This window comes from Pseudomonas sp. YuFO8 (assembly GCF_035065025.1).
Taxonomy (GTDB): domain Bacteria; phylum Pseudomonadota; class Gammaproteobacteria; order Pseudomonadales; family Pseudomonadaceae; genus Aquipseudomonas; species Aquipseudomonas putida_AE.
The window spans coordinates 39,712-52,522 of the sequence record NZ_JAXDEQ010000031.1 but is presented as its reverse complement, the minus strand read 5'-3'; the positions used below and the strand labels follow the sequence as shown (position 1 = coordinate 52,522).

Annotated in this window: 12 protein-coding genes and 1 pseudogene; 11 read left to right on the top strand and 2 right to left on the bottom strand. The window is 54.5% G+C overall.

Going from position 1 to position 12,811, the window contains the following annotated elements; all coding sequences use genetic code 11:
• Positions 1-11: 11 nt before the first annotated feature.
• From SOP95_RS23275 to SOP95_RS23230, 10 genes are all read left to right on the top strand, one after another.
• Positions 12-2,219, top strand: a complete 2,208-nt coding sequence (locus SOP95_RS23275; RefSeq protein ID WP_323608472.1) for a bifunctional prephenate dehydrogenase/3-phosphoshikimate 1-carboxyvinyltransferase — start codon at positions 12-14, stop codon at positions 2,217-2,219.
• Positions 2,216-2,905: a (d)CMP kinase gene (cmk, locus tag SOP95_RS23270; protein ID WP_046819430.1), complete on the top strand. Its 690-nt coding sequence runs from the start codon at positions 2,216-2,218 to the stop codon at positions 2,903-2,905. The genes SOP95_RS23275 and cmk overlap by 4 nt, the downstream gene beginning before the upstream one ends.
• 119 nt (positions 2,906-3,024) lie before the next feature.
• Positions 3,025-4,719: a 30S ribosomal protein S1 gene (gene rpsA, locus SOP95_RS23265; protein ID WP_274074946.1), complete on the top strand. Its 1,695-nt coding sequence runs from the start codon at positions 3,025-3,027 to the stop codon at positions 4,717-4,719.
• A 226-nt stretch (positions 4,720-4,945) separates the two neighbouring features.
• On the top strand, positions 4,946-5,227 hold the full coding sequence (locus SOP95_RS23260) for a hypothetical protein (RefSeq protein WP_323608461.1): 282 nt from the start codon (positions 4,946-4,948) through the stop codon (positions 5,225-5,227).
• A 129-nt stretch (positions 5,228-5,356) separates the two neighbouring features.
• On the top strand, positions 5,357-5,653 hold the full coding sequence (gene ihfB, locus SOP95_RS23255) for an integration host factor subunit beta (RefSeq protein ID WP_323608460.1): 297 nt from the start codon (positions 5,357-5,359) through the stop codon (positions 5,651-5,653).
• A 24-nt stretch (positions 5,654-5,677) separates the two neighbouring features.
• Positions 5,678-5,920 carry a DUF1049 domain-containing protein gene (locus SOP95_RS23250; RefSeq protein WP_323608459.1) on the top strand — a complete coding sequence of 81 codons (243 nt, stop codon included), beginning with the start codon at positions 5,678-5,680 and terminating at the stop codon, positions 5,918-5,920.
• Positions 5,921-6,008: 88 nt separating this feature from the next.
• Positions 6,009-6,941: an NAD-dependent epimerase/dehydratase family protein gene (locus SOP95_RS23245; RefSeq protein WP_323608458.1), complete on the top strand. Its 933-nt coding sequence runs from the start codon at positions 6,009-6,011 to the stop codon at positions 6,939-6,941.
• 95 nt (positions 6,942-7,036) lie between these two features.
• On the top strand, positions 7,037-8,197 hold the full coding sequence (locus SOP95_RS23240) for a glycosyltransferase (protein ID WP_323608457.1): 1,161 nt from the start codon (positions 7,037-7,039) through the stop codon (positions 8,195-8,197).
• Between the two features lie 49 nt (positions 8,198-8,246).
• The gene (locus SOP95_RS23235; protein WP_323608456.1) at positions 8,247-9,200 is read left to right on the top strand and encodes an NAD-dependent epimerase/dehydratase family protein; all 954 of its coding nucleotides are present in this window, start codon (positions 8,247-8,249) and stop codon (positions 9,198-9,200) included.
• Between the two features lie 36 nt (positions 9,201-9,236).
• Positions 9,237-10,253 carry an MraY family glycosyltransferase gene (locus SOP95_RS23230; RefSeq protein WP_323608455.1) on the top strand — a complete coding sequence of 339 codons (1,017 nt, stop codon included), beginning with the start codon at positions 9,237-9,239 and terminating at the stop codon, positions 10,251-10,253.
• Positions 10,254-10,535: 282 nt separating this feature from the next.
• Here the strand turns inward: SOP95_RS23230 and tnpB are convergent, their stop codons facing one another.
• Positions 10,536-10,778, bottom strand: coding sequence for an IS66 family insertion sequence element accessory protein TnpB (tnpB, locus tag SOP95_RS23225; protein ID WP_323608454.1), 243 nt, complete (start codon positions 10,776-10,778; stop codon positions 10,536-10,538).
• The gene (gene tnpA / locus SOP95_RS23220) at positions 10,775-11,092 is read right to left on the bottom strand and encodes an IS66-like element accessory protein TnpA (protein WP_130931505.1); all 318 of its coding nucleotides are present in this window, start codon (positions 11,090-11,092) and stop codon (positions 10,775-10,777) included. Before tnpA ends, tnpB begins: the two co-directional genes overlap by 4 nt.
• A gap of 182 nt (positions 11,093-11,274) precedes the next feature.
• On the opposite strand from tnpA, the pseudogene tnpC reads away from it, so the two are divergent.
• A pseudogene (gene tnpC / locus SOP95_RS23215) lies at positions 11,275-12,773 on the top strand (IS66 family transposase).
• The last annotated feature ends 38 nt before the right edge of the window (positions 12,774-12,811 follow it).

The following is a 12,811-nucleotide window of genomic DNA, read 5'->3' as shown; positions in this document are numbered from 1 at the left end:
CTGCTGAACCCATGATTGGACGCCTGGTGGTGGTCGGTCTGGGGTTGATCGGCGGTTCGTTTGCCAAGGGTTTGCGCGAAAGTGGCCTGTGCCGCGAAGTGGTCGGGGTCGATCTCGACCCGCAGTCGCGCAAACTCGCGGTTGAGCTGGGTGTGGTGGATCGCTGCGAAGATGACCTGGCGGTTGCTTGCCAGGGCGCCGACGTGATCCAGTTGGCCGTGCCGATCCTTGCCATGGAAAAAATGCTCGGCCGTCTGGCGGGCATGGATCTGGGGCAAGCGATCCTGACTGACGTCGGCAGCGCCAAGGGCAATGTCGTGCGTGCGGCGAGCGAGGCTTTCGGCGGCATGCCGGCGCGCTTCGTGCCGGGCCACCCGATCGCCGGTTCCGAGCAGAGCGGGGTGGAAGCCTCGAATGCCGAACTGTTCCGTCGCCATAAAGTGATCCTGACACCGCTGGAGCAGACCGATCCGCAGGCCCTGGCCGTGGTCGATCGTCTGTGGCGCGAGTTGGGCGCCGATGTCGAGCACATGCAGGTCGAACGCCACGACGAAGTGTTGGCGGCCACCAGTCATCTGCCGCACTTGCTGGCATTCGGCCTGGTCGACTCGCTGGCCAAGCGCAATGAAAACCTTGAGATCTTCCGTTACGCTGCGGGCGGTTTCCGCGATTTCACAAGAATCGCCGGAAGCGACCCGGTCATGTGGCATGACATCTTCCTCGCCAACCGCGAAGCTGTCCTGCGCACACTCGATACATTTCGCAGCGACCTCGACGCCTTGCGCGACGCGGTCGATGCAGGGGATGGGCACCAATTATTGGGCGTTTTCACTCGCGCCCGGGTTGCCCGCGAGCATTTCAGTAAAATCCTGGCCCGTCGGGCCTATGTGGACGCTATGAATTCCAACGATCTGATTTTCCTGGCTCAACCTGGTGGCCGCCTGTCCGGTCGGATTCGCGTACCAGGTGACAAGTCGATTTCCCACCGTTCGATCATGCTGGGCTCCCTGGCCGAAGGCGTGACCGAAGTCGAAGGCTTCCTCGAGGGCGAAGACGCCCTGGCGACCCTGCAGGCGTTCCGCGACATGGGCGTGGTCATCGAAGGCCCGCACCATGGTCGTGTGACCATTCACGGTGTCGGCCTGCATGGCCTCAAGCCAGCACCGGGTCCGATCTACCTGGGCAACTCCGGTACCTCGATGCGCCTGTTGTCCGGCCTGCTGGCGGCACAGGACTTCGACAGCACCCTGACCGGCGACGCTTCGCTGTCCAAGCGCCCGATGAATCGCGTGGCCAACCCGCTGCGTGAAATGGGTGCCGTGATCGAGACTGCCGCTGAAGGCCGTCCGCCGATGACCATTCGCGGTGGTAACAAGCTCAAGGGCCTGACCTACACCATGCCAATGGCCAGTGCCCAGGTTAAATCCTGCCTGCTGCTGGCGGGTCTGTACGCCGCAGGCAAGACCACCGTCACCGAGCCTGCACCGACTCGCGACCACACCGAGCGCATGCTGCGCGGCTTCGGCTACCCGGTCAGCGTCAACGGTGCTACCGCTTCGGTCGAGTCCGGCGGCAAGCTGACCGCGACCCACATTGAAGTGCCGGGCGACATCTCGTCGTCGGCGTTCTTCCTGGTGGCCGCGTCGATCGCCGAGGGTTCGGAGCTGGTGCTGGAGCATGTCGGCATCAACCCGACCCGCACCGGCGTGATCGACATCCTGCGCCTGATGGGGGCTGACATCACCCTGGAAAACCAGCGTGAAGTCGGCGGCGAGCCAGTGGCGGACCTGCGCGTGCGAGCAGCTAAACTCAAGGGTATCGAGATTCCCGAGGCGCTGGTTCCGTTGGCGATCGACGAATTCCCGGTGCTGTTCGTCGCTGCGGCCTGCGCCGAAGGGCGCACCGTGCTGCGCGGCGCCGAAGAGCTGCGGGTCAAGGAGTCGGACCGGATCCAGGTCATGGCCGATGGCTTGCTGGCGCTGGGCGTCAAGTGTGAACCGACCCCGGATGGCATCATCATCGATGGCGGTTCGATCGGTGGTGGTGAAGTCCATGGTCACGGCGACCACCGGATTGCCATGGCCTTCAGCGTTGCCTCGCTGCGCGCCATGGCGCCGATCCGCATCCACGACTGCGCCAACGTGGCGACCTCGTTCCCCAACTTCCTCGCGCTGTGCGCGCAGGTCGGTATCCGCGTTGCGCAAGAGGCCCAGTCGTGAAGAGCATTGCACCGGTCATCACCATCGATGGGCCAAGCGGCTCGGGCAAAGGCACCATAGCCGGGATCCTGGCCAGGCGCCTGGGCTGGAACCTGCTGGATTCCGGTGCGCTGTACCGTTTGCTGGCATTCGCTGCGCATAACCACGGCGTCGACCTGACCAATGAAGAGTTGCTGAAAAAACTCGCCGCTCATCTGGATGTGCAATTCATCGCGGCGACCGAAGGTCAGCTGCAGCGCATCATCCTGGAGGGTGACGAAGTCAGTGATGTGATCCGTACCGAAAGCGTCGGTTCGGGTGCCTCCCAGGTGGCTGCATTGCCCGCGGTGCGCGAGGCGCTGCTGCAGCGCCAGCGCGCTTTCCAGGAAGCGCCGGGCCTGGTGGCCGATGGTCGTGACATGGGCACGGTGGTATTTCCAGATGCGCCGCTGAAGATTTTCCTGACCGCCAGCGCCGAGGAAAGGGCACGCCGTCGATATTTGCAGTTGAAGGGCAAAGTCGAGGGTGTTAGTCTGTCGAGTCTGCTAGATGAGATACGTGCACGCGATGAGCGTGACACCCAGCGAGCGGTAGCCCCGCTCAAGCCGGCGGCTGACGCCATACAGCTGGATTCCACGGAATTATCCATTGACCAGGTGCTGGAACGCATCATGAGCGAGATCGCCATTCGCGATATCGCCGGGTGACCAAGAAGGCCGCAGGGGACCAGTCATAGTCCTGGGGCGCTTCTTCTAAATGAAACTAACCCACACCGTCTGGGGTGTGGAGATGGGCGTATTCTTCGCCCTCATCAACAGGAATTAAAATGAGCGAAAGCTTTGCGGAACTCTTTGAAGAAAGCCTAAAAACCCTGAACCTTCAGGCAGGCTCCATCATCACCGGTGTTATCGTTGATATCGATTACCAAGCTCGCTGGGTAACCGTTCACGCTGGCCTGAAGTCTGAAGCACTCATCCCGCTTGAGCAGTTCTACAACGACGCTGGCGACCTGACTATCAACGTCGGTGACGAAGTTCACGTTGCGCTGGACTCGGTAGAAGACGGCTTTGGCGAAACCAAGCTGTCCCGTGAAAAAGCCAAGCGCGCTGAATGCTGGATTGTTCTGGAAGCTGCCTTCGCAGCCGAAGAAGTGGTCAAGGGCGTTATCAACGGTAAGGTTAAAGGCGGCTTCACTGTCGACGTTAACGGCATCCGTGCGTTCCTGCCAGGTTCTCTGGTTGACGTCCGTCCAGTGCGCGACACCACGCACCTGGAAGGCAAAGAGCTGGAATTCAAGGTCATCAAGCTGGACCAGAAGCGCAACAACGTTGTCGTTTCCCGTCGTAGCGTCCTGGAAGCCGAGAACTCCGCCGAGCGCGAAGCTCTGCTGGAATCCCTGCAGGAAGGCCAACAAGTCAAAGGTATCGTCAAGAACCTCACCGATTACGGCGCATTCGTCGATCTGGGTGGCGTCGATGGCCTGCTGCACATTACCGACATGGCTTGGAAGCGTATCAAGCATCCTTCCGAAATCGTCAACGTTGGCGACGAGATCGATGTCAAGGTTCTGAAGTACGATCGCGAGCGCAATCGTGTTTCCCTGGGCCTGAAGCAACTGGGCGAAGATCCATGGGTTGCTATCAAAGCCCGTTACCCAGAAAGCACTCGCGTTACCGCTCGTGTAACCAACCTGACCGACTACGGCTGCTTCGCTGAGCTGGAAGAAGGCGTTGAAGGTCTGGTACACGTTTCCGAAATGGACTGGACCAACAAGAACATCCACCCTTCGAAAGTCGTACAAGTCGGCGACGAAGTGGAAGTTATGGTTCTGGACATCGACGAAGAGCGTCGTCGTATCTCCCTGGGCATCAAGCAGTGCAAATCTAACCCATGGGAAGATTTCTCTGGCCAGTTCAACAAGGGCGATAAAATCTCCGGCACCATCAAGTCGATCACCGATTTCGGTATCTTCATTGGTCTGGACGGCGGCATCGACGGCCTGGTTCACCTGTCCGACATCTCCTGGAACGAAGTTGGCGAAGAAGCTGTTCGTCGTTTCAAGAAGGGCGACGAGCTGGACACCGTTATCCTGTCGGTTGACCCAGAGCGCGAGCGCATCTCCCTGGGTATCAAGCAACTGGAAAGCGATCCGTTCTCCGAGTACGTTCAAGAGAACGACAAAGGCGCAATCGTTAAGGGCATCGTGAAAGAAGTTGACGCTAAAGGCGCCATCATCACCCTGGCCGACGATATCGAAGCGACTCTGAAAGCCTCCGAAATCAGCCGTGATCGCGTTGAAGACGCGCGCAACGTTCTGAAAGAAGGCGAAGAAGTAGAAGCCAAGATCATCAGCGTTGACCGCAAGAGCCGCGTAATCCAGCTCTCGATCAAGTCGAAAGACGTTGAAGAAGAGAAAGAAGCGATCCAGAGCCTGCGCGACAAGCCGCAAGCTGGTTCGGATGCTCCAGTAGCCACCACTCTTGGTGACCTGCTGCGTGCACAAATGGAAAAACAGAACTAAGTTCTGACTTTCTGTAAAAAAGGGCGACTTCGGTCGCCCTTTTTTGTGCCTGCAATTTGGCTCACGCCCTGTAGGAGCTGCCGCAGGCTGCGATCTTTTCGGGTAAACCCGAAACATTACCTCACCAAAACTGTCTGTTTCTTTAGCAGGATCAATCGCTTATTTGCAGCTAGTCTTAGCTTGGGGTAATCGACGGTCAGGCGCTGTGCCTGGCATAAGGATGTGAATGAAAACGCTCGTAGTCGTCATAGCGGTGCTGGCATTGGCAGGGTGTGCCACCAGTGCGAAAACGCATGCCGTGCGTGGGGTCAGTGGTATCGAGATCGATTGCTCGGGGCTGGGATCGAACTGGGAAAGGTGTCAGAAGCGCGCAGCCAAGGAATGCAAAGGTGCAGGCTATACAGTCGTGGCAAGGTCCGATGATGCAAAGGAAGAAGAGGAAGAATTTCTCTTTGGCTTCAATCCCGCGGGTTTAGTTACGCGGACGATGCTGGTTATCTGCAGGTGAGTGGGCGGGCAGGGGAGTGTAGTGCCCCGGAAGAAAAAACAGGCTACAGGAGGGGGCTGTTCAAATTTGTCAGGGCATGCTAAAACCTTTGAAGCGCTGATCTAGCTGCTTGAAAAAGAAGGGAAAATTATGACGAAGTCGGAGTTGATCGAACGAATTGTCACCCATCAAGGGCTGCTCTCATCCAAGGATGTGGAGCTGGCCATCAAGACCATGCTTGAGCAAATGTCCCAATGCCTGGCCACCGGCGATCGTATCGAGATCCGTGGTTTTGGCAGCTTCTCCCTGCACTACCGCGCACCTCGTGTAGGGCGCAATCCGAAGACCGGTCAGTCGGTTAGCCTGGATGGCAAGTTTGTTCCGCATTTCAAACCTGGGAAGGAATTGCGGGATCGGGTGAATGAAGATGAGGAGGAGGGGAGTTGATATCCGTTTTCCAGGGAGCTACTTATGCGTAACCTCACAAAGATCATCATGGTTGCGTTAATTACGGTGATATCAGCGGGTATTCTGGTATTTACTATCGAAAATCAAAATTCGGTATCGCTTGTCTTTTTGGGCGGCGTCGCCCCTCCGATAGCAGTATCAATACTGATCTTGACTGCTTTTTTGATGGGTATGGCGATTGCTCCCATTTTGGTCTTTCTCAGGCGCAATCGGCTAAAAACGAGTAAAATGGCGAGAAAAGGGTGACCGAGATGGTTGCTTTCTTTTTATTGAAAGTAATGAATTTGTTGCTTTTTTAACTAGGCGTTGCTTTTGGATTTGATACGGAGAAGCGATGAAGGTTTTGGTTTTGGGCGCTAACGGATTTATAGGCTCCAGGCTGGTTGATCGTTTGCTTGAAGAAGGTCATCAAGTCAGGATTCTCACCCGGACCCAAGGTAAGGTTTCCAATAAAAATACAGAAGCCTTCGTCGGTGATCTAAAAGATCAAAATCTGGACTTTGTGGCACTGTTGGATGGCTGTGAGGTCATTTTTAATTGTGCCGGTGAAATACGAAACGAAAACCTGATGCATGAACTTCATGTTGCATCAACCCAGCGTTTCCTTAAGGCCATTACGGAACAAACTTCAAGTCAAACGGTGCACTGGGTTCAATTGAGCAGTGTGGGTGCTTATGGATCTGTTCCCAATGTAGAGCGCATTGTAACAGAAGAAACCGAAGTCAACCCGAAGGGGCAATATGAGGTCACGAAGACTCTTGCTGACCAGTGTATTGTTTCAATGCCAAAAAATGGACAGTTTACATTTTCGATATTAAGGCCGTCGAATGTGTTCGGTCCGGGAATGCCAAACAACTCTATAAGGCAGTTGATTGGTATCGTACGGCGCAGATTGTTTTTTTATGTTGGCTTCAAAGATTCTATTTCCACCTACATTCATGTAGATGATGTTGTCTCTGCGTTAATGTTGTGTGGCTTTGATGGTCGAGCCAAGGGTGAAATTTTTAATATTTCCAATGACTGTCCTTTGAGGGACGTTATCGCGGGCATTGCAGTTGGCGTTGCTGTGTCTCCACCCAAGGTTGTGCTTCCGGAAAGTCTGGTTCGCTTGGGTGTTTCAGTGGCGTCTGTCCTTACTAAAGGGCTAATAACCCAAGAAAGGGTTAATGCGCTCACTGCCAGGACTCGCTATCCGTTCAAAAAAATTGAAACGGTCTTGGGTTTTGTGCCTCGCAAGCACGTCCCGGAAAATATATGTGATATATAGTTCGATGCCCTGATTTAATTTGAATAATTATCATTGGTGCGGGTAATATTTGTTCTGTGCGACTTGGGCGGTTTGAGTGGTGCGCGAGGTTTGATTTGTCGAATTTAGAACTAAAAATAGCAAGGGTTTCCACGGTTCCGTTTTTCATCGTGACTCAATTAAGTTCGCCTGTCAAAGCGCTTAAGGAAGCTGGAGCAGCAGTGACGATAATTTCCAGCGATGATGAACTGGGGGGCGAGTTACGTAACCTTGTAGGTGACGGTTTCATACCGTTGAAGATGGTTAGGGAAATCGATCCTGTACAGGATCTTCGGTCCTTACTTTCTCTTGTTAAAGTATTTCGTTCACAAAAATTTGATATCGTTCATTCGACTACGCCCAAGGCTGGGCTTCTTTGCGCAATTGCAGGACGGCTTGCAGGTGTAAAGGTTCGCTTGCATACCTACACGGGGCAGCCCTGGGTAACAATGACGGGTTTGAAAAAAAGTATCCTGAAGTTTTGTGACAGAACTATTGGCTATTTGAATACTCGTTGCTATACCGATAGTTTTAGTCAGCAACAGTTCCTGGTGTCTGAACATATTGTCAAGGCTGATAGGTTGAGTGTTCTGGGGGAGGGCTCATTCGCAGGTGTCGATTTGACACGTTTTGATCCGAAGCGTTTCAGTGAAAGTGAGAACGCGTCATTAAAGCGCCAACTGGGTATTGAGCCGCAGAGCAAGGTTATCGTCTTCGTTGGTCGGATTACCAAAGATAAGGGCGTTAATGAACTGATACGTTCCTTCGAGTTGTTGATTGCCGAAAAAAACGACGTCTTTTTATTGCTGGTTGGGCCTTATGAGCCAGACGGTTTGGCGATCATCGAGAGCGTGTCTTGTCCCGACGTCTTGAGCCGTATTAAAGTAGTGGGTTTCTCCAGCACTCCTGAAATGTACATGTCTGTAGGCGATATGTTGTGTTTGCCAAGTTATCGCGAGGGGTTCGGCACTGTAGTTATTGAGGCTGCGGCAATGGGGCTTCCTACCGTCGGGACGAGTATATACGGGCTAACCGATGCTGTTGTCGATGGGCAGACCGGGATTCTAGTACCTGTGGGTGACACGTCCGCTCTTGCCGATGCAATACGAATGCTTGTAACGAATGAGGAGATCTTGTGCAAAATGTCCTCCGCGGCCAGAGATAGAGCAGTAAATTCGTTTGATAGCAAAAGGTATTCGGAGTTGTTGATCGCCGAATATCGCGCTTTTTTTAATTGATGCTGCTCAAGCAGTGTTGGAATTTGGCGCTTATTAGTTTGGGCAAATTATGAATGTTCTGGTTACTGGTGCGACGGGCTTTCTTGGCCGAGCATTGATTGACAGGCTGAGCAAAGCGGCTATTCATCATGTCAAAGGCTCTGTCAGGAAGCTTGGCACTGAAGCTGTTGGCTCTAATCACACCGTAGCGGTGGGAGATCTTTCGGTTGCAACTGACTGGAATGAGGCTCTCAAGGGTGTTGAGGTCGTTGTTCATCTGGCTGCGCGCGCACATGTCCTGGACGCTGGAGATGACCAGAGCGAATTTAACCGAGTCAATGTGGAGGGCGCACTCAATCTGGCTGAGCAAGCGCTTAAATCAGGGGTAAAGCGTTTCGTATTTATAAGCTCGATTGGCGTAAACGGTGCATATACCGAGGGCTGTGGGTTCGATGAGCTCAGTCCGAACGCACCGCATGCCATTTATGCAGAGTCCAAGCGCAAGGCAGAAGAGCTGCTATGGGAGCTCGTGAGTGGAAGCTCCATGGAGCTGGTGATTATTCGACCGCCGTTGGTTTATGCTGCACATGCTCCAGGAAATTTTCAGCGTCTTCTAAAGTTGGTGGCATCAGGTATTCCGTTACCATTTGCGATGACAAATAACAAGAGAAGCATGGTTTCGTTAGGCAATCTCACTGAGTTTATCGGACTTTGTATCGATCACCCTGCAGCAGCAAATGAGCTGTTTCTGATTTCCGATGGCGACGATGTATCAACTAAAGACATTGTAGAGCTATTGGCGGACGGCATGGGGCGGCGTGCAAAGTTGTTTCCGTTACCGGCACCTATTGCTTACGTTTGCTCATTTATGCTGGGGAAAACCTCACTCTATACGCAGCTGTTCCGGTCCTTGGTGATAGATTCATCGAAGGCTCGCAGACTTTTAGGTTGGGTTCCTCAACAATCTTCGTCTGTCGCGCTGAAAGAGGCCGGGTTGCGTTATAGATCGGAGCGGTCTGTCTAAATCTTTTTAGTTAACTAAAAACTGGATCTTTGAAAGATGACTTTATGGCTTCTGCCCGTAGTTTTAGTTCTTTCCCTGCTGTTGACCGGGGCTTTGCGAAAGTATGCGTTGTCGCGGAGCTTGCTGGATGTTCCCAATGCTCGTAGCTCTCACCAGTTGCCGACGCCGCGCGGTGGTGGAGTTGCCATTGTTCTGAGTTTTTTGGTGATGATTCCTTTATTGGGGGTGGCGGGCGCTACTTCATGGTCTGGTCTGATCGCATTGCTCGGGGCAGGATTTTCCGTCGCAGTCATCGGTTTTCTGGACGACCATGGGCACATTGCCGCTCGCTGGCGGCTACTCGGCCATTTCAGTGCCGCGGCATGGGCCTTGTACTGGCTGGGAGGCTTGCCGGTAGTTTCAGTATTCGGAATTGTCGTCGATTTAGGGTGGGTAGGTAATATCCTGGCGGCGTTTTATCTGGTCTGGATGTTGAACCTTTACAATTTTATGGACGGCATTGACGGTCTTGCAAGTATTGAAGCTATATGTGTTGGTCTGTCGATTTCGCTGATTTATTACCTCACAGGTTTCAGTGACCTTGTTTGGCTTCCACTGTTGTTGACCATGGCTGTGGCAGGGTTCCTTTATTGGAACTTCCCTTTTGCACGGATCTTCATGGGAGATGCGGGAAGCGGTTTTCTTGGAATGACATTGGGCGTGTTGTCTATTCAAGCGGCCTGGCATGCGCCTCAATTGCTGTGGGCGTGGTTGGCGTTGCTGGGAGTGTTCATTGTTGATGCCACATTTACGCTAGTGCGCAGACTGGTGCGGGGCGATAAGGTCTACGAAGCGCATCGTAGCCATGGGTACCAGTATGCATCCCGCCAGTTCGGTAAGCATGTTCCAGTAACATTGGCCATAGGGATCATTAATTTGCTATGGCTTACGCCGATTGCAATATTGATAGCCATGGCTAAGATTGACGGTCTGTTTGGACTGATTATAGCTTATGCCCCGTTGATCGCTTTAGCTGTAAGGTTTCACGCAGGGGAGCTTGAATCAAGCCGGTAATGGCAGTAGATGGGTATATCTGAAAGTATAAGCCACTGAAATCTGTAGGTTTCTTCCCGCCTTTCGATTACCGAGGCGGGTGTAATGCAGCGGAGCTAAAGGCTCCTTTCCTGTTTCAAGCGTTTATCAATTGTCTAGCATCGTTCTGAAGTCATCATGGCGGGCTTTGCTGTGCGTCATCGGATTAGTGTTAGTGCGGTGGGAGATAGTCGGTAAGCGTCTGGGGCAGTACTGGCCAGGCATTCGACCAGGCTGCGAGATGGAGCTGGATGCCGAGCAACTTCAGGCTTTGGTGCTCGGTCTGCCTTTAAACTTTCCTTGGTTCAATCGACGAGCAGCCAGCCAGACGCCAATCCCGTCATGCACCAGCACTTTCATACGAGTGGCGCGGCGGTTGGCAAACAGATAAGCACAGTGCGGCTTCGCCGCAACGAACACCGCGATCACTCTGGCTAACGCGGTCTCGGTGCCGGCACGCATGTCCATGGGCTCGGTGGCAAGCCAGATGGCGTCGATGCGAATCATTGCGTGAGTCCACGGACAAAGCGGGCGCAGCCTTCAGGATCAGACATCGGCCATTTCACCGTGATCGATTGCTCGCCAAGCGGCAGCTCAATAATCGCCAAAGCTTCCGTCTGCCGCTTGGGTGCAGCTCTCAACGGAACGAAAGCCGGAAACGCTGCTGGCGGCTGGTCTCGGTAAAGCGGCAGCCACTTGCGGATCACGTTGGCGTTGATGCCGTGGCTGATGGCGACGCTGGATAGGGTTGCGCCCGGTTGCAGGCATTCCTGAACAACCTGGGCCTTGAAGGGTTTCGGATAAGAGCTTCGATGGCGCATGGAAATCCTGACGTTAAGGCCGATGGCGTCCGCTTAAAAATACGCGGACACCATCGCCCTTAATGCTGGAGTTCGGAAGGTGCAACGCGTTGGGGCTGGCGGTGCAATCACAGTGCTCTAGAAGCTGTAATTAGCGCCTCGGCCTGCTGCCGCAGGCGATCCGCTTTGGTAAAATCCAGGGCATGACTTCCTCGCCCAATCTCGATCAGATGACCCCCGACCAACTGCGCGCTTTCGCTGCGCAGTTGCTGTCCCAGGTTGATTCGCTCGGACAGCAAGTCGACAGGATGGGCAAGAAGAACGACCGCGACCAAACCATCATCGAGCAACTCACCCACGAAATCGCCTGGTTCAAACGTAACAAGTTTGCCAAGCGCAGTGAGCAATTGAGTCCCGAGCAAGGCAGCTTGCTCGACGACTTGCTCGACACCGACATCGCGGCCATTGAAGCCGAGCTGAAGGCGTTGAGTCCGCCGGCTGCGCAAGCTGAACCACGCAAGCAGCCCAAGCGTGTTTCCTTGCCTGCGCAGTTTCCGCGTACCGTGATTTAGCACGAACCCGACAACATCCAATGCGCCTGCGGCTGCCAGCTCCAGCGGGTTGGCTAGGACGTCAGCGAGAAGCTGGATTACACGCCGGGCGTGTTTACGGTGGAGCAGCATGTGCGCGGGAAATGGGTCTGCCGCCAGTGTGAAACACTGACTCGGCACCGGTTCCCGCCCAGGTCATCGATAGGGGCATCCCGACGGCAGGGCTGCTGGCTCACGTGATGGTGGCCAAATTTGCCGACCATTTGCCGCTGTATCGGCAAGAGAAAGTCTTTGGCCGCGCCGGCTTGGCCATCGCCCGCTCGACACTGGCGCAATGGGTCGGTCAAACCGGTGTGCAGCTCCAGCCCTTGGTCGATGCGCTACGCGAAACAGTGCTTGCTCAAGGCGTGATCCACGCTGACGAAACGCCGGTGCAGATGCTCGCCCCGGGTGAGAGGAAAACGCATCGTGCTTATGTCTGGGCCTACTGCACTACGCCATATTCGGGGCTCAAGGCGGTCGTTTATGACTTCAGTCCAACCCGTGCGGGAGAGCATGCACGCAACTTCCTTGGCGCGTGGAATGGCAAGCTGGTTTGCGATGATTTTGGTGGTTACAAAGCAAGCTTCCAGCTGGCCGAGCAGGCGCTGCACTCAATTGGTGGGTTGTACGAAATTGAATGGCTGGCGCGGGAGATGACCGACGAAGAACGCTGGCGAGTACGTCAGGAAAAAGCGGGGCCCCTTATCGACGCACTCCATACCTGGATGATGGCCCAGCGCGACCTTGTGCCCGAAGGGTCGGCTATCGCCAAAGCTCTGGATTACAGCCTCAAGCGCTGGATGGCACTGACTCGATATCTAGAGGACGGCGCTGTGCCCATAGACAATAACGCGGTCGAAAATCAGATAAGACCGTGGGCATTTGGGCGCTCCAACTGGTTGTTCGCCAGGTCACTGCGCAGCGGCAAACGGGCGGCAGCAATCATGAGTTTGATCCAGTCTGCGCGCATGAACGGGCATGATCCGTATGCTTACTTGAAGGATGTTCTGACTCGCCTGCCGACGCAGCGGGCGAGTGAGATTACGGAGTTGCTGCCGCATCGATGGGCGCCCATTCAATCACGCAAGGCGTGTTGGCCGGACATCTAGAAACAAAGGAATTGCCAAACGCCAACGGACTTCCTCTT